Origin of the sequence: Nonomuraea sp. NPDC052129 (assembly GCF_040680095.1) — a bacterium.
GTDB lineage: Bacteria > Actinomycetota > Actinomycetes > Streptosporangiales > Streptosporangiaceae > Nonomuraea.
Genome location: NZ_JBFAVX010000016.1, coordinates 236,119 through 254,208, shown reverse-complemented (window position 1 = coordinate 254,208; position 18,090 = coordinate 236,119). Strand labels below are relative to the sequence as shown.

The 18,090-nt window shown below is 65.9% G+C and carries 31 protein-coding genes; 29 read left to right on the top strand and 2 right to left on the bottom strand.

Annotation, left to right across the window (positions count from 1 at the left end; genetic code table 11):
* Positions 1-107: 107 nt before the first annotated feature.
* From AB0L53_RS31960 to AB0L53_RS31825, 28 genes are all read left to right on the top strand, one after another.
* Positions 108-959 carry a YqaJ viral recombinase family protein gene (locus AB0L53_RS31960; protein ID WP_364001716.1) on the top strand — a complete coding sequence of 284 codons (852 nt, stop codon included), beginning with the start codon at positions 108-110 and terminating at the stop codon, positions 957-959.
* Positions 956-2,416: a hypothetical protein gene (locus AB0L53_RS31955; protein ID WP_364001707.1), complete on the top strand. Its 1,461-nt coding sequence runs from the start codon at positions 956-958 to the stop codon at positions 2,414-2,416. Before AB0L53_RS31960 ends, AB0L53_RS31955 begins: the two co-directional genes overlap by 4 nt.
* Entirely contained in the window at positions 2,416-2,808 is a 393-nt protein-coding gene (locus AB0L53_RS31950; protein WP_364001704.1) for a hypothetical protein, read from the top strand. The genes AB0L53_RS31955 and AB0L53_RS31950 overlap by 1 nt, the downstream gene beginning before the upstream one ends.
* A gap of 79 nt (positions 2,809-2,887) precedes the next feature.
* Positions 2,888-3,310, top strand: coding sequence for a hypothetical protein (locus AB0L53_RS31945; RefSeq protein WP_364001702.1), 423 nt, complete (start codon positions 2,888-2,890; stop codon positions 3,308-3,310).
* Positions 3,307-3,564 carry a hypothetical protein gene (locus tag AB0L53_RS31940; protein WP_364001699.1) on the top strand — a complete coding sequence of 86 codons (258 nt, stop codon included), beginning with the start codon at positions 3,307-3,309 and terminating at the stop codon, positions 3,562-3,564. The genes AB0L53_RS31945 and AB0L53_RS31940 overlap by 4 nt, the downstream gene beginning before the upstream one ends.
* Complete coding sequence (locus AB0L53_RS31935) at positions 3,561-3,686, top strand: hypothetical protein (RefSeq protein WP_364001696.1); 126 nt, start codon at positions 3,561-3,563, stop codon at positions 3,684-3,686. Before AB0L53_RS31940 ends, AB0L53_RS31935 begins: the two co-directional genes overlap by 4 nt.
* Positions 3,683-4,057, top strand: coding sequence for a hypothetical protein (locus AB0L53_RS31930; RefSeq protein ID WP_364001693.1), 375 nt, complete (start codon positions 3,683-3,685; stop codon positions 4,055-4,057). The genes AB0L53_RS31935 and AB0L53_RS31930 overlap by 4 nt, the downstream gene beginning before the upstream one ends.
* Positions 4,057-4,434 carry a hypothetical protein gene (locus AB0L53_RS31925; protein WP_364001690.1) on the top strand — a complete coding sequence of 126 codons (378 nt, stop codon included), beginning with the start codon at positions 4,057-4,059 and terminating at the stop codon, positions 4,432-4,434. Before AB0L53_RS31930 ends, AB0L53_RS31925 begins: the two co-directional genes overlap by 1 nt.
* Positions 4,434-4,856 (top strand): hypothetical protein, encoded by a 423-nt coding sequence (locus AB0L53_RS31920; protein ID WP_364001687.1) that lies wholly within the window; start codon positions 4,434-4,436, stop codon positions 4,854-4,856. The genes AB0L53_RS31925 and AB0L53_RS31920 overlap by 1 nt, the downstream gene beginning before the upstream one ends.
* Positions 4,853-5,101, top strand: a complete 249-nt coding sequence (locus AB0L53_RS31915; RefSeq protein WP_364001684.1) for a hypothetical protein — start codon at positions 4,853-4,855, stop codon at positions 5,099-5,101. The genes AB0L53_RS31920 and AB0L53_RS31915 overlap by 4 nt, the downstream gene beginning before the upstream one ends.
* Positions 5,098-5,649, top strand: coding sequence for a hypothetical protein (locus AB0L53_RS31910; protein ID WP_364001681.1), 552 nt, complete (start codon positions 5,098-5,100; stop codon positions 5,647-5,649). Before AB0L53_RS31915 ends, AB0L53_RS31910 begins: the two co-directional genes overlap by 4 nt.
* Positions 5,646-5,837, top strand: a complete 192-nt coding sequence (locus AB0L53_RS31905; RefSeq protein ID WP_364001678.1) for a hypothetical protein — start codon at positions 5,646-5,648, stop codon at positions 5,835-5,837. Before AB0L53_RS31910 ends, AB0L53_RS31905 begins: the two co-directional genes overlap by 4 nt.
* A gap of 99 nt (positions 5,838-5,936) precedes the next feature.
* On the top strand, positions 5,937-6,137 hold the full coding sequence (locus AB0L53_RS31900) for a hypothetical protein (RefSeq protein ID WP_364001675.1): 201 nt from the start codon (positions 5,937-5,939) through the stop codon (positions 6,135-6,137).
* A 7-nt stretch (positions 6,138-6,144) separates the two neighbouring features.
* Positions 6,145-6,480, top strand: coding sequence for a hypothetical protein (locus tag AB0L53_RS31895; protein ID WP_364001672.1), 336 nt, complete (start codon positions 6,145-6,147; stop codon positions 6,478-6,480).
* The gene (locus AB0L53_RS31890) at positions 6,477-6,797 is read left to right on the top strand and encodes a hypothetical protein (protein ID WP_364001669.1); all 321 of its coding nucleotides are present in this window, start codon (positions 6,477-6,479) and stop codon (positions 6,795-6,797) included. Before AB0L53_RS31895 ends, AB0L53_RS31890 begins: the two co-directional genes overlap by 4 nt.
* On the top strand, positions 6,781-7,167 hold the full coding sequence (locus AB0L53_RS31885) for a hypothetical protein (protein WP_364001666.1): 387 nt from the start codon (positions 6,781-6,783) through the stop codon (positions 7,165-7,167). The genes AB0L53_RS31890 and AB0L53_RS31885 overlap by 17 nt, the downstream gene beginning before the upstream one ends.
* Positions 7,168-7,170: 3 nt before the next feature.
* Positions 7,171-7,515, top strand: a complete 345-nt coding sequence (locus tag AB0L53_RS31880; protein WP_364001663.1) for a hypothetical protein — start codon at positions 7,171-7,173, stop codon at positions 7,513-7,515.
* Positions 7,508-7,954: a hypothetical protein gene (locus tag AB0L53_RS31875; RefSeq protein ID WP_364001660.1), complete on the top strand. Its 447-nt coding sequence runs from the start codon at positions 7,508-7,510 to the stop codon at positions 7,952-7,954. The genes AB0L53_RS31880 and AB0L53_RS31875 overlap by 8 nt, the downstream gene beginning before the upstream one ends.
* Positions 7,955-8,071: 117 nt before the next feature.
* The gene (locus AB0L53_RS31870; RefSeq protein WP_364001657.1) at positions 8,072-8,596 is read left to right on the top strand and encodes a DnaJ domain-containing protein; all 525 of its coding nucleotides are present in this window, start codon (positions 8,072-8,074) and stop codon (positions 8,594-8,596) included.
* Positions 8,597-9,358: 762 nt separating this feature from the next.
* Complete coding sequence (locus AB0L53_RS31865; RefSeq protein WP_364001654.1) at positions 9,359-9,634, top strand: hypothetical protein; 276 nt, start codon at positions 9,359-9,361, stop codon at positions 9,632-9,634.
* Positions 9,635-10,102: 468 nt separating this feature from the next.
* Positions 10,103-10,858 carry a hypothetical protein gene (locus AB0L53_RS31860; RefSeq protein ID WP_364001651.1) on the top strand — a complete coding sequence of 252 codons (756 nt, stop codon included), beginning with the start codon at positions 10,103-10,105 and terminating at the stop codon, positions 10,856-10,858.
* 61 nt (positions 10,859-10,919) lie between these two features.
* Positions 10,920-11,624, top strand: coding sequence for a hypothetical protein (locus AB0L53_RS31855; protein WP_364001648.1), 705 nt, complete (start codon positions 10,920-10,922; stop codon positions 11,622-11,624).
* 73 nt (positions 11,625-11,697) lie between these two features.
* Positions 11,698-12,420 (top strand): hypothetical protein, encoded by a 723-nt coding sequence (locus AB0L53_RS31850; protein WP_364001645.1) that lies wholly within the window; start codon positions 11,698-11,700, stop codon positions 12,418-12,420.
* Positions 12,421-12,906: 486 nt separating this feature from the next.
* Positions 12,907-13,305, top strand: a complete 399-nt coding sequence (locus AB0L53_RS31845) for a hypothetical protein (protein ID WP_364001642.1) — start codon at positions 12,907-12,909, stop codon at positions 13,303-13,305.
* Positions 13,306-13,640: 335 nt separating this feature from the next.
* Complete coding sequence (locus AB0L53_RS31840; RefSeq protein ID WP_364001639.1) at positions 13,641-13,787, top strand: hypothetical protein; 147 nt, start codon at positions 13,641-13,643, stop codon at positions 13,785-13,787.
* A 391-nt stretch (positions 13,788-14,178) separates the two neighbouring features.
* On the top strand, positions 14,179-14,553 hold the full coding sequence (locus tag AB0L53_RS31835) for a hypothetical protein (RefSeq protein WP_364001636.1): 375 nt from the start codon (positions 14,179-14,181) through the stop codon (positions 14,551-14,553).
* A gap of 270 nt (positions 14,554-14,823) precedes the next feature.
* The gene (locus AB0L53_RS31830; protein ID WP_364001633.1) at positions 14,824-15,057 is read left to right on the top strand and encodes a hypothetical protein; all 234 of its coding nucleotides are present in this window, start codon (positions 14,824-14,826) and stop codon (positions 15,055-15,057) included.
* Positions 15,058-15,072: 15 nt separating this feature from the next.
* Positions 15,073-15,291 (top strand): helix-turn-helix domain-containing protein, encoded by a 219-nt coding sequence (locus AB0L53_RS31825; RefSeq protein WP_364001630.1) that lies wholly within the window; start codon positions 15,073-15,075, stop codon positions 15,289-15,291.
* 67 nt (positions 15,292-15,358) lie between these two features.
* On the opposite strand, the gene AB0L53_RS31820 is transcribed toward AB0L53_RS31825, so the two are convergent.
* Together AB0L53_RS31820 and AB0L53_RS31815 are read right to left on the bottom strand one after the other, a co-directional pair.
* Positions 15,359-15,883 (bottom strand): hypothetical protein, encoded by a 525-nt coding sequence (locus AB0L53_RS31820; RefSeq protein WP_364001627.1) that lies wholly within the window; start codon positions 15,881-15,883, stop codon positions 15,359-15,361.
* 20 nt (positions 15,884-15,903) lie between these two features.
* Positions 15,904-16,380 (bottom strand): hypothetical protein, encoded by a 477-nt coding sequence (locus AB0L53_RS31815; RefSeq protein ID WP_364001624.1) that lies wholly within the window; start codon positions 16,378-16,380, stop codon positions 15,904-15,906.
* A 185-nt stretch (positions 16,381-16,565) separates the two neighbouring features.
* On the opposite strand from AB0L53_RS31815, the gene AB0L53_RS31810 reads away from it, so the two are divergent.
* Positions 16,566-17,540, top strand: coding sequence for a tyrosine-type recombinase/integrase (locus AB0L53_RS31810; RefSeq protein WP_364001621.1), 975 nt, complete (start codon positions 16,566-16,568; stop codon positions 17,538-17,540).
* The last annotated feature ends 550 nt before the right edge of the window (positions 17,541-18,090 follow it).

Here is an 18,090-nt window from a genome sequence, read left to right as displayed (position 1 = left end):
GGTGGGGCCAAAACTCACCAGAACGCAATCAACCGATCACGCAGTGGGGCCAACACTCACCCGTAGATGGGGCCAGCTCTCACCCTTGAAACCAGACTGGCTCCCGCATCGCCGGGGTCGTCGGCCTGTCCAAGTACGCATCCCGCTACAGCACCTGGTGCGAGATGGCGGGCCTCGTTGAGCCCGACCCGCAGAACGATGACCAGGCCCGCGGCCACTTCCTCGAAGGTGGGGTCGCGGACTGGTACGCCGCCGAGCATCCAGAGTTCAAGCTCGTCGAGGCCGGAACGTGGATCCACACCGACCCTGAACGGGACTGGCAGCTCGCCAACCCCGACCGGCTGCTCCTGCAGCACGGTCGCGTGGTCGGCGGACTGGAAATCAAGACCGACGAGAGCGGCCGAGAGTGGGGATCACCCGGCACCAACGAGATCCCCGTCTACTACGCCGCCCAGGTCCAGTGGTACATGGACACGCTGGGCCTCAACTGGTGGAAGGTCGCCGTCCTCATCGGTCGTGGCTTCCAGTTCCGCGAGTTCCACATCGACTACAACCCGGACGACGCCGAGTGGATGCGCGAGCAGGCCGAGAAGTTCATGGTGAGCATCGCCTGGGACGAGATGCCCCCGGTCGATGGCCACAAGGCCACTGTCCGCACCATCCGCAAGCGGCATCCGGCCATCGACCCCAACCTCGTCTACGACATCTCGCCTGAGCTGGCCGATCGTTGGCTCCCCGCCCTGGCGGAGGAGAAGACGGCTCTCGCTGACGCCAAGGCGGCCAAGGCCCGCGCGGAGCGGGCCCGCGCGGAGCTGCTCGACGCGATGGGTCTGGCCGGCCGAGCCCGGTACGGCCTTGACAACGTCGCCCGCCGCCAGTCCAAGAGCGGCGGCATTCCCTACCTGGTCGTCGAATCCGACCTTCCCGCCTCTGAACTGCAAGGAGCCGCAGCAGCATGACCACCTCGGACAACCTTCCCGCCATCGCCGCCTGGTCGGTCCCCGACCGGCTCAAGTACGCGCACGAGCTGGCCAACTCCGGCCTGCTGCCTGATTCCTTCCGTAAGCAGCCCGCCAACGTGCTGTACGCGATCGAGTACGGCATCGCGCTTCGCGTGGATCCGGTCGTCGCCATCACCGAGATCCATGTCATCAAGGGAAAGCCGTGCCCGTCCTCGGCCTTCATGTCCGCTCTCGTCCGCCGCGCTGGGCACAAGCTGAGGATCAAGGTCGAGCGGGACGACCAGGGCAACCCGGTGAAGGCCGTCGCCACTCTCATCCGGGCCGATGACCCGGACTTCGAGTTCATCTCCGAGTGGACTGTAGCCCGCGCACAGCGGGCGGGCCTGTTCAAGCAGAACGACAACTACGCGAAGTACACCGAGCAGATGCTCAAGGCCCGCGCCCAAGGCGAGGTGTGCCGGGACGGTGCGAAGGAAGCGTTGCTTGGGCTGTCCCACCTCCCCGAGGAGATGGGCGTCGTCGTCAACGAGGACGGTTCGTACGTCATCACCGATGCCACGGTGGAGGCGGGCGCATCGGTGCGTGAGGCCGCCGCGGCTGCGCAGGAGGCGACCGGCGTGGTCATCGTCAGTCCGAAGAAGCTGAAGGACCTGGCCGACCTGATGGACGCCAAGGGCGTGCAGGACAAGCTCGGTTACCTCCGAGACCTGTTCCCCGACCACGAGTTCAAGTCGGCCCACGACCTGACCGCTGCACAGGTCGACCAGGCGATGAACGCGCTCGGGCGGGGAGTGAACCTGCCCAAGCCACAGGACTCGGATGGAGCGCAGTCGAGCACCGCGCCCGCCAGCGAGCAGACCAGCCCGGCCCTGGACGATGAGAAGCCCGCCGGCGGCGGCGAGCAGCCCTCAGCCTCCAAGGAGGAGCCGGTGGAGGGCGACGTCGTCGAGGACGGGCCCGCCGACCCTGCAGACCTTCGCGTGCTCGGCATCCTGATGACGGACCTGGGCATCACCCCGCACAGCGGCACAGGTTCCAAAAAGCTGAACGACGATGCCCGGTTCACCTGGCTGTCGAACTTCCTGGGAGTCAAGGTCGAGGGCTCCACGAAGAACCTCAACTACGACCAGGCACAGCGTGCCGTGGCCGAGCTGAAGCGGCTCCAGGTCGAGCGCGCTAAGCAGCGGGTCAGCCTGTACAAGCAGATCGGCGAGTCGTTCGACCGAGTCGGCGTCGCGGGCGAGGAGCGTTTCCACGACCTGTCCGACCTGCTGGGTCGGACCGTGATGAAGGCCGACGCCCTGACTCACGATGAGGTTGTCGCAGTGGCCGAACTGCTGGAGCAGGCGCTCGGCAGCGAGCAGCCCCGCAAATCCTGGGACACGATGATCCACGCCGCTAAGGCCGCGCTCGCGGCCGAGGCCCAGAGCGAGCAGCAGGGCGGCGACTTCTGATGGCCTCCACGGAGCTGGCCGTACGTCACGTGGTCAGGTTCAACCGAGCCACCTGGCGCAGCCCGCGCGCTGAGATCTCCCTGATCCTGCCGCTACCGAAGAACACCATGGACCCTCGCTGGCTGGCCTGCACGAACCACCACACTGCGTGCGACTGCCGAGAGGCGGAACTGGCCGAGGAGCTCAACGAGGTCCGGGTGGAGCTGCGCCACATTCTGACGGTGCTACAGGAGGAACTGGCCGATCACGCGACGTGGGCCTACACCGCCGACAACCGGGACGACCCGATCGCGCAGTGCAAGTGCTTCGGCTGCAAGATCGCTCGGCGCATCTACCACTCCATCGGCGGTGAGGTCATCACCAACGGATCCCGCCGAGGCACCACCAGATGAACCCCGTCCGGGCGTCCGCGCACACGCCAGGGCGCCCGGACGGCACCAACCTCACCCCGCCCTCGAAAGGACCGTTGGCATGACCAGCGACAACACCGCGAACGAGAGTAACCCGCCCGGTATCAACCCCATCGACCCGCTCGGGCAGTACTTCACCGACGACACCATCCAGATGCTCGTGGGCCAGCGCAACTCCCTTGTGGGCCAGGCCGAGCAGATCCGGCAGCGTGCCGACCACGAGATCGGCACCCTGAAGCGGCAGGCACGCCAGATCGAGACGCTGATCCGGTACGCCGACCAGAACCGCGACCCCAGCAGCGGCGGGCAGACCCCGGAGACCATCGAGTGCGCGGGGTGCGGCCGAGCCGCGCACTGGGTCCCCAGCTTCGGCTGGTACCACACGGTCGACGGCCAGTCCGTCCCTGCGGGTGAGCAGTGCAAAAGTGAACCGCTCCCCAGCGCCGCCGAGCCGGCCCGCCTCGCCGAGGTCGGGCGCGCGTGACGATCAAGCTCCTTCCGGACGGTTCGATCGACCCGTCCGGGATCGACTACCAGCAGGAGACTGGCCCGTACTGGGTGGTCTTCGTGAACAACTCGGCGGTCAACCCAGACCGGCCGCTCCCCCACGCATACGCCGCACACGAGTGGACTCGACTGGCCAGCCACGCACTCGAGACCGGCGGACGCGATCGCGTCGAGCTCGTGCAATGCACGCCCGAGGAACTCGACTGGGCGCCCGCTGGCGGTACCCAGTGAATCGCCGCAACGACCGCCCCGACCTGTGGGCGCTGGTGGGGCTGCTGCTCCTCGCCGTCACGGTCGCCATCGTCGTCCTCACCTCGTCCCCCTCCATCCTGGAAAGCGAGATCATCAAATGACCACCCTCACCGCTGTCCCCGGCAAGACCGACATCCGCGTCGGAGCCGCCGACCTGCTCAAGACCGGCGGCTGGATCAAAGGCAAGTACTACTCGACCAACCCCAAGAAGGCCGGCGTGTGCCTCGTCGCGGCGATCAGCCTCGCTGCGGGCCTGCCCGCCGTCGCGCTGGCCAGCCTCAAGCCGCACTCCAAGGACATGGGCTACCTCGCCCGCTGGGAGATGGCGCAGGACCTGTGCTTCGAGATCGCCGCCACGCTCGGCCGACCCGCGCACGAGATGCCGCCGACGCGGTGGCTGTCGTACTGGAACGACAAGCCCCACACCACCCTCGACCACGTGCTCGGCGTGCTCGAAGGGCAGGCTGCCTGATGACCACGCTCGACACCGCTGAGATCCGGCGCAAGACGGCCGAACTCCTGCGTCAGCGCGGATGGGTCAAGGACGAGCACCTCGCCGACTCCGCACACCCGACGGAGTGCCGCCTGTGCCTTGTAGAGGCTATCGGTCAGGCTGCGGGCCTTCCGCCCCTCAGCCTGAGCACCGCAAACAAGCGGGCGGCCCTGCTGGAACCGGCTTACCGTGGCCAGTACCGGGCGGTGCGCCACACCATCGCTGAGCTGGCTGTCGCGCTGGGGTGGCTGGAGACGAGCACCCAAGGCCCGATGTACTGGCTGCTGAACTGGAACGACGCCGCTGACCGTTCCGTGGACGACGTCCTCTCCGTGCTCGAAGGGCAGGCCGTCTGATGGAAGAGTGGTGGTACCGGCTGACCCGCCGCCAGCGGCGGATCGTCCTCGCGGGCGTGGTGGCGTACTCCGCGCTCAGCTTCGTGAGCGCGGGCATCTGGGCGTTCGCCACGGTCATACTGGTGCTCGCGGTCTGCTGCCCGCTCAGCTATGCCTTCGGTCACGAGTCCGCGCGGCGTGAGCTCGAACGCCGCATGGACCTGACCGAGACCCAGTACTCGAACGCCGTCGAAGCGACAACGCGGGCCATCCAGGACCAGGCGGAGATCGCCAGCGAACTCCATGAGCTGCGCAGAGACCTGGCCGCCTCTCATCTACGTCAGGCCACCCTCCGCGCCCGCCTCAACGAGGCCGGGATCAGCGTGGCTAACGACGACACCGAGGAGATCGACCGCGTCCCGGAGGCCCAGCCTCACCCGTGAGAGACCTCCTGCTCTACCTCCTGGCTGCGGTCGGCGCGATCACCGTGTCGGCCGCAGCCGCATTGGTGCTGTTCGGAGTGCGGCTGCACCGAAAGCACCAGCGGGCCAGCCGTGCGCGGCGCGACCAGCGGGCCCGCACCCTGAGACCGGAGCACGTGAACGGCCAGGAGGGCCTGGCGGCCTGGCACGACTACATCACTGATCACGACCTGCACAACATCGACATCCCGAAGGAATGGAAATGACGACTCCCCGCGTGGCGGGCTGCGACATATCGCTCACCAGCACCGGCCTAGCCTTCAACACCGGCTGGTGCGCCACGGCCGGACGCGACGGAATCACCGCGCTGGCGATCGAGCAGCGCACCATGACGATCCGCGAGCAAGCCGACAAGCTGCTGCTTCACCTGCAGACCGCCGACCTCGTGCTCATCGAGAAGTTCGTGCTCGCCCGGGGCAAGGCCGGCTCGGGCGGCGCGGGCGAGCGGGCCTACCTCTACTACCTGGTCGTGGACGCCCTCATCCACCAGATCGGCGTCCCGATCGTCGAGGTGCCGCAAGCCACGCTCAAGATCTACGCGACCGGCAGCGGCAACGTGAAGAAGGACGAAGTCAAGGACGCGGTTGCACGCCGCCTGCCCATGTTCGTGACCAAGGGCAACGACGACATGTGCGACGCCGCCGTGCTCGCCGCGATGGGCTCCGACCGCCTCGGCCACCCTCTCGCCGCCATGCCGAAAGCGCACCGCAGAGCACTCGACACGGTGACGTGGCCGCAGGTGATGGCCGCATGATCCGCCTCATGGCGTTCCTCGCCGTGCTCGCCGCCACCTCGGGCGCCTCCTGGGTCATCTACCAGGACAGCAAGCCGGGCGGCATCCTCATCTTCCTCGCCTGCATGGTCGTCTTCGTCGCTCCCACGTACTACCGGCTGATGGACCTCACCCCCAAACGCGACGACACGACCCCGAGGATCGGATGAGTCCCCGCAAGCGCGAGGAGCGCGGCGAGCCCGTCGTCGTTGACGGCCAGGTCGTCGGCTTCCAACTTCCCCTGCCCGACCCCGACAAGGAGCCCAAACGTGCCAGCACCCGAAAGCGCACCGCTCGACACCAAGCGACAGCGGAACCGAAGGCGCAAAAAGCCTGCCCATAGCCGGACGGCGATCTGGTCCCACGACGGCGCCACGCTGCTCGCCGTCGTCGAGGGCCACGTCACCCCGGATGACATCGCAGCCGCGCGGCAGCTCGCTCTCCGCGCGACACCAGCACCACCGCAGTAGGAGAACCATGCCCAGCACAGCCGAGAAGACCATCGCCCGAGTCCTCCGAAGGAAGACGCCCACCGCTGAAGCCGTCCTTGACGAACTCGCCCGGGCGGGCTGCACGATCACTGACCCGGAGCCCATCGAGCCGCCCGTGTGGCTGCCCAAGGACAACATCAGCCGGGCCAACGTGCAGCAGGTCGCCGACCTGGTGCGCGAAGGCAAAACCGTCGAGGAGATCGTCGCTGAGACCGGTAAGTCGAAGCGGATGGTTGACCGCTACGTCTCCGCCGCGATCCACCTCGGGTGGGTGCGCCGCCGGCCGCAGCGGAAGCCATCGACACGGAAGGCGCCGTCGTGACGGCGGCCGAGGTGCTGCGCCGCGCCATCAGTGACGCTGCCAGAGCGTTAGCGCACCGCATGTACGAGCGTGACCAGCTCCCGGAGGACGAACGGCCCGACCCATACGCGTTCGCGCTCGACTATCTCAACGCGCAGGTCGGCCACGGCTGGAGGCCGACAAACGCGCAGAAGAACTCGTGGACGTCAGCGCCGCCGCGCGACCACACCGAGACCTACAACCGCGGCGCTGCACTGGCGCGCCGCCTGCTCAACCGCGAATCCGCCACCGATGACGACACCGACAAGGGGAGCTATCACGATGCAGGTCCCGTTTGATCCGAGCGGCAGCCTGATCCGCCACCCACACCGATATCCGAGCCCGGACGAGATCGACTGGCAGGACGCCAAGCCCTTCCAGGCTCGCCTCATCCTTACCGACGTCAGGAACGCCCAGGGCTACGGCAAGTACGTCATCTGGGCAGAAGCCCACGGCATCCGCCGCTTCCCGATGGACACCGAGCACGCCTTCGCCGTCGTCAAGAACACGTTGATGGACCACGGCGCCATCATCACGGACACCAACCCGGAGTGGACGTTCACCAAGACCCACGCCCGCGGTGGAGACGCCTACGGGATCAAGCTCGTCCGCAAGCGGTTCCTGGATCAAGAAGGCGGCGACACCGAGCCGGAAGAGAACGAGGAGTAACCCATGACCGCCCCTCAGCCACTCAAGCGCGCCTCGATCGCCCTGCTGAGGCAGATCGCCGCCCACGACCTAGGAAATGGCGTGCTGTTCCAGCCTGCACCACGCGGATGCCGCAAGATCGACGGCACGGACTTCTCCACCCGGGACGAGACGTTCCGCCTCCCCGCACAGCTCCAGCTCATCACCATCGAACACCCCCGGCTCGGCGTCTGGAAGATTCAGTTGACCCACGCCGGCCACGACTACCTGGCCAAGGCCGACGAACGCCGCGCCAAGCACGGCCCGATCAAAGGCGCGCGGGCAAGCCTGATCGTGGTCGACGAGGCCGTTCGAGGCCACCATGCCTAAGCAGAACCCCGACCAGCCCGGCGACGGGTTCAAGCTCATCGAAGGCAAGTCCAACAGCTACCGGCACCGCAACACATGGCTACGGCGCTGGCGCGACAGCGACGATCCCCTCTGCGCCGTCACCCGAAAGGCCCGCGGGGTGGAATGCGGCCCTCCCGTCGCGGTCGTCCTCGTCCAGTACTCCTCGAACTCCTTCGCCCGCCCCGACGTCGGTCGGCTGCGCTCGGTGTGCGCCTTGCACCTGCCATTCGCGGACGGCGTGGCACGCCTGGCCAAGGAGGCGGAGGTGGCCGCGCACGTCCGCCTCGTGGATGCGCACGCGGAGGAGTTCGCTGAGTACTTCGAGGATGAGGTGACACGGCGGTGCAAGAACGCGGCCGAGGTGGCGATGCAGGGGCTGGCCCACTTCCTCAAGGATGGCACGGAAGGAACCCGATGACCGAGCAGCCGCCGATGACGCTCAATGCGCGGAGGGTTCGGGGGCCGGGGAACCGAAGGCGGCGGATGACCCGCACACCCCGCTCGGCCAAGGGCCTGCCTTCGGGCGAGGTGGTGCGTGTTCTCACAGACTGACCTGGCCCAGTGCCGGAAACATGGGTGCGGCAAGTCGATCCGGTGGACGACCACCGAGCTCGGCAAGATGCTCGCCGTCGACGCATACCCGGACCCGGACGGTAATACGGCCGTGTGGAAGGACGTGTTCGGCGTCCTCTGCTCCCGCAGGGTGACGAAGGCTCGGCCGCTCGCCCCGCACGAGAAGCTGATGCGACCGCACACGTCCACCTGCCTGCGGGGCCAGCGGCGGACGGCGACCGATGGCCCGCCTCGGCAGCCGCCGCCCAGGCCGGCACCGGCTGAGGGCGAACTGTACGGCCGGCTCGGCGTCGACCAGAGGGCTACTGCGCTGGACATCAAGAAGGCGTACCGCCGGCTGGCCCGTCAGCTCCACCCGGACCTTCACCCGGGCGACGCCGCGGCGGCCGAGCGATTCAAGAAGGTGACGGAGGCGTACGACGTGCTGTCCGACCCACGTAGGCGAGCCACGTACGACGTGACCGGGCGACGGCCGACACCGAGATAAAGGGAGGGGTGAACTGGCCGGACCCGAGTAGGAGGAATTTGCCACAGATGCTCCTGATTACTCCTGATTACTCCTGCTGTTCATCCTTTCCGCGAAGAGCTGTAGGGGGGCAGGATCAAAGGCGCGAACCCTGGCCAGGAGCGCAGGTCACATACCACGCATATACGGTGGGGGCTCGACCACTTCCCTCGGTGGGCGGGTCCCCGCTTCACGTTCATGGAAGGGAAGGCGGCACGCAGTATGCCGTGGGTTCGCGTCGATGATCAGTTTCCTACGCATCGGAAGGTGCGGCACCTGTCTGACCGGGCGTTTCGGCTGTTCGTGTCGGCGTTGTGCTGGTGCAACGACAACTTGACCGACGGGCACATCCAGGAGCGTGAGCTGAGGTTCGTCAGCGATATTCGCGCTCCGAAGCGGTACGCAGATGAGCTGATTTCGGTCGGATTGTGGGAGAGAACGGACTCAGGTTGGCGTGTGCATGACTACCTGATTTATCAGCCTTCCGCAGAGAAGATCAGGGAGGGTCGTGACGCTAAACGAGCACGTCAGGAGCGGTGGCTAGACCGCAAGCGCGAGGAAGGAAGATCACGCGGAGACGCGTCTCAAGACGCGACCGCAGGCCTGTCTGAAGACGCCCCCCCAATCCCATCCCAATCCCACTCCCAAGACAACTTCTCTAGTCAGTCATCTAACCCGCCGTACCCCGCGCGCGACCACGACGACAACCAGACAGACGGACAGGACTTTTCCCAGGTAGACGAGATGGTCAAGCGCGAACTCGCTCCGCTCGCCGCGCACGACCTCACAGACCAGCAAGCCGCCCACATCAGGCGGACCATCCTCGGACGAGCCCGAAGCAAGGTGAAGAACCCGTACCGGTACGTGCAACGAGCGCTCCGCGCCAACCCCGGCGAACACCTGCCCAAGTTCGAACCCATGCCCGACGCACACCGAGGCGTCGGTCGCATGTGCCCCCACCACCCGTTCATGGCCGAACCCTGCAGAGCATGCGCAGCCGACCGCCTCGCCGCCGACTAGCAGGAAGCACCACCCGAGACCCGTCACCGACCCCACCAGGCCAGCAACCCCTGGTCGTCGATGACGGGTTTTCGCATAAACAGGACACCGCACAGACCACAACCAAGAACACAGACAGGAGACCAGCAAAAGACCTGACGACGTCCACACACGCGCGCTAACAGGGGCACACCAGCACAGAGAGACCCTGACACACGCAGAAGCGCTCACAAGCGACAACAGCACACAAACCGCGACCAGCCCCAAGCACCACAACACCACCCGAAGCTGACGATGCCGACGGCTCGGCGCGGGGCAATGGATCACGGTTCGGGTAAGCCCGGAACTTAGTATGGCTTTCAAACTAAAGCGTTAGCACTGGCCGGATAGGGGGTGGGGGTATAACTGGGACTCCCGCTTCGCAACGAGTTGATAACAAAAGATTGACAACTCTTGCTACCTCATTTTCTAGAAAACACAGTGATCACTGTGAGAAACACATCAACGGCCACGGCAGCGAGCGCAGCGCTTCTCAGCGCTGCGACCATCGCCGCCGCCCTGGCCATCGCCGCACAGGCCGCGCCCAGCAGCGCGACCACCACGGCGCACGTAGCAGTGCCAACGTGCGTCACCGTGACGCCTACGGCGGAGATCACCGTCCCCGGTGAACCTCCCCAGGTGATCAAGACCGTCATGCCGTTTCCCCTGTGCATGGACGTGGTGACCCTCACCGGTCCGCAGGGTTCGCCCGGTCCGAACGGTGCCACCGGCCCGCAGGGTTCGCCCGGCCCCCAGGGGTCGCAGGGTGAGACCGGACAGACCGGCCCTCAAGGTCCGGAAGGTCCGGCAGGCCCCCAAGGTCCGAAGGGCGAGCAGGGCCCCGCAGGCGTCCAGGGCCCGAAGGGCGACCAGGGCGAAACCGGTCCGACCGGTCCCGCAGGCACGCCCGGAACAGTCGGCCCCACAGGCAATCAGGGCAACCCCGGCACGCCCGGACGTGACGGCAAGGACGGCAGGAACGGCACGCCTGGACCTACCGCCACGACCACGCCCCGCGCGTCCAGCACACGCCGTGCGACCCCCACGCCCAAGCCCGTATCCACGGAAACCCCGTGGCTGGACGGGTGGCAGGTACCGGCCGTCTTCGCCTTACTGGCGCTACTGGCCGCCGCGTACCTTCTGTGGCTCAAGCGTCGCGACCGGAATGCTGAAAGCGACAGCGGTACCGCTGACGGCGACGTCTAGCAACTCCCGCCCCCGCCCACACGGGCGGGGGCACCCACAACATCGAAAGGCAAGATCCAAAGTGGCACCTACCAAGCCGACCACCGACGCCGTCAAGGCGGCACTCTCCACACTTCTGGCCTGGTTCTGCACCATGGCGGACGGGCAGTACCGGCCCGTCGTCGTGATGGAGGCAACCAAGCGCGTCAACCACGACGACAGCAGGAACAGCCCGACCCGTCTCGGGTGGCGCTGCCCCGGTACGCGCCTGCCAGTCGTGGCCATGCTCGCAGCCCTCAAGCGCGGTTGGGACGCCGCGCCGAAGTCGTGGCCGATGCTCGCCGACGTGGCCCCTGCCACGCTCGTGGAGGAGGGTTGCGCGCTCTACGGTCTCGACTCCGAGCACGTGGCAGCCGACTGGGACGCGGTCCGGGAGCAGGCAGACGGAGCGGTGATCACCGCCCTGTACCGCGCCACGCAGCCCGACGTGTCCGCCCCGTGGGACGTGATCGCGGCGGTTCTCACCCCCGCCCCCGAGTCGGAGAAGGGCAGCAAGCTCCCCGACCAGGAACGCGAGTTGGTCAACGCGATCATGAATCTCTCCGAGACCAACCCCGCACGCGCCGCCCTCATGACGGAACTCACCGACGAGGGACGCGCGGAAGTCGAGCGCCGCACCAAGGCCAAGACCGAGAAGGAAGCGCGCCGCAAGGCAGCCAAGGACCAGGCCGACGCGCAGAAGGCGCAGACCAGCGACAAGCCCGCTAAGGCGACCGCCAAGAAGTAGCCCCACCGCCCCCGCCCCGGCATGGGGCGGGGCACCCCACCAACACCCCCAACCACCACAGGAAGAGACCGGCATGAACCCGATCAGGCGCGGAGCGGCTTACGTGGCCGTCGAAGCCGTGCAGGCCGCGCGGCAGGCGTTGAACGACCACCGGATCGCCTGCGGCAAGTGCGTCAAGCAGGCCGCGTGTGACACGCTCGCGAACCTTCAGCGCGAGGTCTTCATGTCCAGCCAGACCAGCCGCGCGGCCCTGCTCACGTACGCGGCGCAGGGCAGCACCGTGGAGTACCACGGGCCCGCCGTCCACCTGCACGGCGTGTGGTACATCACGGACACATGCCGTACGTCCCTGCACACGTCGTACCTCCTGCACGCGGTCAGGAGCGGCGCGATCATCGATGACGTGCCGTTGGACCAGATCAGGCAGCCGATGGAACCGGAGCCAACCGGCGTCCTGGCAGCCGTCCAGCGCGCGGCGGCCGAGATCACGCGTCTACTCGCCGCGTGCGGCTACCTCCTGCACGTCCGCGTGTTCGCAGAAGAGGGCAGGGCTCGTGTCGAGTACGACGCGCCCATGTTCGGCCGGTACGACCATGAGGCCCGATACGCGCGCCAGCACGCGACCGGCAAAGCTCAGGAGGAAGCCGCCTACGTGGTCGAAGCGCTCATATCGCTCCGCATGATGAGCCAGTTCGCGCGGACCGGAGCACTACGCGAGATCAACGGCCACGCGCGCAGCGCAGAACTAGCGCGCGAACGCGTCGAGAAACGCACCACGCGCCGACCGACCGCCTAGCGCGCATCGCGCCCAGCGAGCCCCGCACGGCACCCAGCCGTGCGGGGCTTTCGCGCGTCCCGCCCCCTCCGGGGCGGCCCTGGGGGTCCCTATTTGGCTTGGTTGATGGCGAATGGAGTTGATCTTGTACTGTTGTGGGTCGTCTCGGAGGGGTGGTGTGTGGTGGCTGGTCAGGCGTGTGTGGGGCCGTGCAACGACAGGGCGCGTGAGGTGTGGGGCGTGTTCCTTGCCGCTCGTGATGTGCATGCGGATGCGGTGGATCGGTGGGTGCGGGAGGGTGCGGAAGGTGAGCCTCCTGCGGAGCCGGTTCAGCCTGTGCTGTCGTGGCGGCCGGGTGAACCGTTGGTGTGTGGACGGTGTCGGGCGACGACGAGGCGGGCGTTGCTGGAGGTGGATTCGCTGGCGTCGGTGGTGTCCGCGCGGGGGGATGGTCTTCGTCCGGCGTCGCGCTGGTCGCGCGTGTCGGGGTCGAGGCCGAAGCCTGCGGTGTCGCCGGATGCGGAGCTGCTGGACGAGTTGGTGGGGGAGCTGCTGTGGTTCGAGGATCAGGCGCGGGCGGTGTTGGGGTTTCCGCCGCGCCCGTCTGGTGCTCGGGGTGCGGTGGCGAGGTCGCGGGCGGTGGCGTGGCTGGTGGATCACCTGGAGTCGGTGCTCGCCGCGGCGGCGGCCGGGCCGGCCGAGCTGGTGAAGGGTGCGCTCGGCTGGGAGTCGCGGCTGCGGAGGACGGTGGAGGACGAGCCGCCGAGTTGGACGCCGGCGCGGTGCTCGTGCGGTGACCGGAATCTCCGCTGGGATGCGCGGGTCGGGTACTTCGTGTGCGGGGCGTGCGGCAATCACGTGTCGGCGGTGGAGGAGCGGGGCCTGGTCGTCGACGAGGCGGGTTAAGTGCAAGGTGTGATTGATCGGCTTATATACCGCGGCGACATATTATTGAAAGCGCCGTATCGATCGGTGGGCATGTCTCCGACGAGGAGTACATCTTGGCCGGTATCGGGATGAGACGCAATTAGCGTCGTCCCGAAGATGGCGTTTCTTGTCGAGTCTCCTCCTGGTCGATCTATCTCAACCTGGCTGCACGGTTGAAGGTATAGGGCGTACTTGTCATTTTCTTCAACATCTGTCGTGCCTAAAGGCATGAAAAAGACAGACATGGACGCCGGGCGAGCGTTGGCATTGCGTATGACTAGTGCTGTAGATGTTGTGTCATTCGGTGGCCACCATTGGATATTTCGAAAGAAGGATGCCTTCGTTTCCGCGTCAGCTTCGGCTTTCTCTCGGGCGCGATCCCGCTGATCCTGCGCTCGTTGCGCCAGGGCATCGGCGCGCTGCTGGTCGCTGATCTTGAGCGCGTTCACGGAAATTACTAGGGCTGGCACGGACATGAGGCCGGCCAGGACGGTGGCGATGGCGGCCCAGGCTTGGACGTTCCAGCGGACGTCACGGGCTCGTGTTTTGCGGCGAGGGCGTTGGGACAACGCGATGCGTCTGGTCACTCGGCCGGTCGTACGAGCAGCAGCGCCCCGTGCCTGCGAAGAGGGCGAAGGCAACACGAGGCGTTTCGTCACTCGGCCGGACGACCGAGGAGCAGCGACTCGTGACGATTGCAGCGGTTTTCGCCCCATACCCTATTGTGCCTCTTGAGACGGCAGTGGCGCGTGAGCACCTGGTTACGTGTTATAGATCAAGTTGGGACCTGGACGGCCAGAGGCGTCATCAGCGTGCGAGCAACACTGGGCGGTCGGGACGCGAATACCTGACATGGGAACAGAAGCGTTCTACACCACAGCCGCACAGGTCCTACCGACGCTGTTAATTGCCCTAGCAGTGGAGGTCGGGTTCTTGCTGCAGATCTTCTTCGGGGAGAAGAAGAAGCCAGGGCGGGCGAGAGCGGCCGCAGGAGAGATTGCTAAGTGGGGCGGGGGGTTTATGATACTTGGCCGGATATTTCTGTTTGGCGAGGTGCTGGCTCTTGCTGCGATCGCGTTCCGGTGGTTCAACGGATGGACATTTGCTGGGGTTGGATTGTGTCTGCTGATCATGCTTGGTGCAGTGGTCTACATTCCCACCAGGCGCCTCCTCCGGGCGGATCTCTCGTCGGATAAGGATGAGGATGAGGATGAGGATGAAGGCTAGCGTCTGCGTCGTTGCGCCGGGTCGGCGGGGTGTGTAACACTTCGTGTCGGCAGGTGATCTGTGCCCGTCACGCGGTTCGGTCCTGTGACCTGCGGAAACTCTGATGAGGCACTGAGAGCGTCTCTAACAAGATCACCTTTCTGCCTATCTCCCCCTATGCGAACAAGCGAGATCGCTCACGAGCGTTGACCATGACGCGCCGATCTCGCCTGATTGCATGTCCGGAATCGCCTAGTACGTCCTCGAACGCGACCAATGCGGGGGTGAGACGTGCACCCAGCGACCGCCCGCCAAGCCGCCACTCGCCTCGACCGCGAACCGGGCACGATCCGGCAGTGGGCCCGCCGCTACCAGGCGCGCGTCCTCGGCCGGGCCGGCCGTGAGGTCGTCTACGACTACGACGACGTGGCCACGATCGAGGGCTGTATCTGGCGCGGCGACCCCGTCCCCCTAACCCCTGAAGCCCGCGACGAGCTTCGCGCACAACTTGGGCGCGCCGCCTGAATAGAGAGGCCCTTCGTGAAACTCCCGAAGAACAAGCGCATCGTCGGCGCCGAGCGCGCCCAGCTTGCCGAAGCGGTCGCCCAGCAATACGCGAGCGGCGAGTCGATCCGCCTCATCGCCCTCAACATCGGGCGCTCCTACGGGTTCGTGCACCGCCTCCTCGGAGAGGCCGGCGCCGAGCTGCGTCACCGCGGCGGCAACCAGCGGTCGGCCTGCGAAACAGCGAGCGCGTGATGCCGCGCGGTCAGTGGCGGCGGGAGACGGAGCCGGTAGGCATGTCCTGGTGTGGGCCGATGACGTGCTATCGGAGTATGCCCGGGTTGGTGAACATGTACGTCACCGCGATGATTCCTGCGAGGATCATTGAGAGGAAGACGGCAAAACCCCACCTGCCAAGTCGGGCTGGGGTACCGACTGCTCTGTAGAACTTGTCGGTCGCCCAGGTGTGGTAGGCGGCACCAGCGATGACGAGATAGCCGAGCACGATGGCCATGAAACCACCGGGGACTCCATGGTTGTTGCGGGCGAAGGCTCCCATCAGCAGGAGTATCCATCCCATCGCTAGCCCGGCGAGTGTCCAGATCATCTCGCCTTGACCCTCTTTGCCTGGTTCGTTTTGGAAGGCGTAGACGGGGCGGGGGGCTGGGCGTGGGCTCACATCATGATTGGCGGGTTCCTCAGGCTCGTCCTGTGGTTGTTCTGTCCGACGATGAACGCTTTGGCGGGCATACCGGATGGTTGCAATGAGAGATGTGATTGCTACGAGGAGGCCAAGTACCGAGGCCACCTTGTCGGCGATGTCGAGACTTTCGAGCCAGGCCGGCATGAGGATTCCCTTCGGGGCGGTCAGGGGACGAGGAGATTGATCAGCACGCCGATAGGGATCGACATTGCCACTCCCAGGGCGAAGAACATCCACTGCTGGCGCCGCTCCGCGCGGATGGTCGCCTTCGTCTCGCCAACGAGGATCTGCCGAATCTTCTCAGCCTGCTCCTGATCGATCGCCAGAAGGCGCTGCTGCTCCTCGGCCTGGCTGATGAGAGCTTCGCGGGCCGCCTGCTGAGCTTCAAGATCGCGCCGTAGATCGTCCATCAGCCTGGCGGCTTCGGCGAATGCTGTGTTGACCTGTATGAGTCGGTGTCGAAGGGCCTCGCCCGGATCTTCGGCAGCATGCGTGATCTGTTGTCTGCCCGTGTGGATTTTCCATGCAATCGGGCCCATGAGAAACGTGATCATAAGGGCGAAGAGGATGGTTCTCGGGACCGGCCAGTCGCCGGACCAGCCGATGGCCACTGATGCGAAGACGATAAGCATGAGCGGCACGGACATTTCCCCGTGCAACACAAACCATGCACGCACTCTTCTCATCTGTCTATTGGACCGTAGCGCGAGGTATTAGCGCGGCGGTGAGATAGAAATGCGACCTTGAGTCTTCAGAGCTTCATGATCTCTAAGAAATGGTCATAATCGTAGTTATGTCCATAGATCATTCCTGCTAGCGTCGAGATATGACTGCCGAGCTGATCCGGGAGCCGATCGGGTCAGGTGGGATCTCCTTCCCGCCGACTCTGCTTGGCTTCGCCCAGGACGCCACGATGGCATGGCTACTGTCGTACGACTCGAAGAACACGCGCGATGCCTACCGGCTGGAGATCGAGCGGTGGTTCGCGTTCTGCGACGAGACCGGCCTCGACCCGCTCAAAGCGCGCAAGTCCCACGGCGACGTCTACAAGCGGTGGCTCGACCTCCAAGCTGGAAAGCCGATTCCCCCGAAGACCATGCAGCGACGGATCTCGGCAGTGTCGTCCTGGTACGACTACCTCGCCGACGAGGAGATCATCGACGCCAACCGGTTCAAGCGGACCCGCAGGCCGAAGGTGTCACGAGGCCACTCCGAGACGACCGCGCTCACGCGTGACGAAGCCCGCGCGCTGGTGGCCGCGGCCGACGCCGACCACGGGCCGGCCCGACTCCGTACCTCGGCGTTCATCCGGGTCCTGCTGCACACCGGAATCCGGATCGAGGAAGCGGTCTCCGCTGAGTTGAGCGCGCTCGGGTATGAGCGGGGCCTGCGGACGCTGCGGATCGTCGGCAAGGGCACGAAGCCGAAGAAGCGCCGCCTCCCGGTGGAGACCGGCTACGCGATCGACCGGTATCTGGAGGACCGGGCGCGCCGTGCTGGCGTCGAGGTGTCGCAGCTCACTGGGCGGATCTTCGTGACCGATACCGGCGGCTGCTTCTACCGGTCGTCGGCGTCGGCCCTGGTGACGCGGATCGGCCGCCAGGCCGGGATTCTCGCGAAGGTCACTGCGCATGTGCTGCGGCACACGTGGGCGTCGCTGGCTGCGGAGCTGGGCGCGGACCCGTTCGAGATCAAGGAAGCTCTTGATCACGAGTCGATGGACACGACCATGGGCTACGTGCATTCGGGGCGACAACTGGAAAGAGATCCTTCCCAATTGGTGGCGTCGGCGGTTGAGTAGGGCGCTGCCCGAAAGAGGGTTCGATCTTTCAGGTAGAGGAATGTACACCTACGGCAAACGGTTAACGCGTGGATACAGAAAGCCTCCCAGGAGTATCAAGTTCTTCCACTCGGGAGTGGAAGAACGTTGGACGTCCTGGAAGGCTGCTGCTACTTCCCGCTGGGAATCACCTTGGCGATAATCAGGGCGATGGCCAGTGGTGGAGTCATACTCGCACCAGAAACGGCGAGTATGATGCACAACCGGACGGTTCGGGTCTTGCTTTCCAGGGCTTCCCGGACCGTCCGCCCGAACTCGCTGACTGCGCTAGGCAGGAGATCGGACGGTTCTATTGGAGGGAGAGGTGCATCCTCTTCCCCATCGCGAGATGTCATGACGAGACAGTCCCGCACGCGCGCCCTGAAGTGCAACAACGTGAAAGTTATTCAATCTCCGAAGGAGTGAAGTTTCATCCGCTAAAGCGTAAATCTACGACTCCCCGGAGTAGATTTGAACACCTTCCACCTCAGGGGTGCCCGACTTGGGCCGCTATGTCGCGCTATTCCCTAAG

Coding starts and splice junctions, on each gene's coding strand:
- AB0L53_RS31945 (WP_364001702.1), top strand. CDS start 2,888: ATGACCAGCGACAACACCGCGAACGAGAGTAACCCGCCCGGTATCAAC.
- AB0L53_RS31835 (WP_364001636.1), top strand. CDS start 14,179: ATGGGAACAGAAGCGTTCTACACCACAGCCGCACAGGTCCTACCGACG.
- AB0L53_RS31950 (WP_364001704.1), top strand. CDS start 2,416: ATGGCCTCCACGGAGCTGGCCGTACGTCACGTGGTCAGGTTCAACCGA.
- AB0L53_RS31920 (WP_364001687.1), top strand. CDS start 4,434: ATGGAAGAGTGGTGGTACCGGCTGACCCGCCGCCAGCGGCGGATCGTC.
- AB0L53_RS31865 (WP_364001654.1), top strand. CDS start 9,359: ATGGTCAAGCGCGAACTCGCTCCGCTCGCCGCGCACGACCTCACAGAC.
- AB0L53_RS31885 (WP_364001666.1), top strand. CDS start 6,781: ATGCAGGTCCCGTTTGATCCGAGCGGCAGCCTGATCCGCCACCCACAC.
- AB0L53_RS31850 (WP_364001645.1), top strand. CDS start 11,698: ATGAACCCGATCAGGCGCGGAGCGGCTTACGTGGCCGTCGAAGCCGTG.
- AB0L53_RS31910 (WP_364001681.1), top strand. CDS start 5,098: ATGACGACTCCCCGCGTGGCGGGCTGCGACATATCGCTCACCAGCACC.
- AB0L53_RS31810 (WP_364001621.1), top strand. CDS start 16,566: ATGACTGCCGAGCTGATCCGGGAGCCGATCGGGTCAGGTGGGATCTCC.
- AB0L53_RS31895 (WP_364001672.1), top strand. CDS start 6,145: ATGCCCAGCACAGCCGAGAAGACCATCGCCCGAGTCCTCCGAAGGAAG.
- AB0L53_RS31905 (WP_364001678.1), top strand. CDS start 5,646: ATGATCCGCCTCATGGCGTTCCTCGCCGTGCTCGCCGCCACCTCGGGC.
- AB0L53_RS31955 (WP_364001707.1), top strand. CDS start 956: ATGACCACCTCGGACAACCTTCCCGCCATCGCCGCCTGGTCGGTCCCC.
- AB0L53_RS31820 (WP_364001627.1), bottom strand. CDS start 15,883: ATGCCGGCCTGGCTCGAAAGTCTCGACATCGCCGACAAGGTGGCCTCG.
- AB0L53_RS31875 (WP_364001660.1), top strand. CDS start 7,508: ATGCCTAAGCAGAACCCCGACCAGCCCGGCGACGGGTTCAAGCTCATC.
- AB0L53_RS31930 (WP_364001693.1), top strand. CDS start 3,683: ATGACCACCCTCACCGCTGTCCCCGGCAAGACCGACATCCGCGTCGGA.
- AB0L53_RS31925 (WP_364001690.1), top strand. CDS start 4,057: ATGACCACGCTCGACACCGCTGAGATCCGGCGCAAGACGGCCGAACTC.
- AB0L53_RS31880 (WP_364001663.1), top strand. CDS start 7,171: ATGACCGCCCCTCAGCCACTCAAGCGCGCCTCGATCGCCCTGCTGAGG.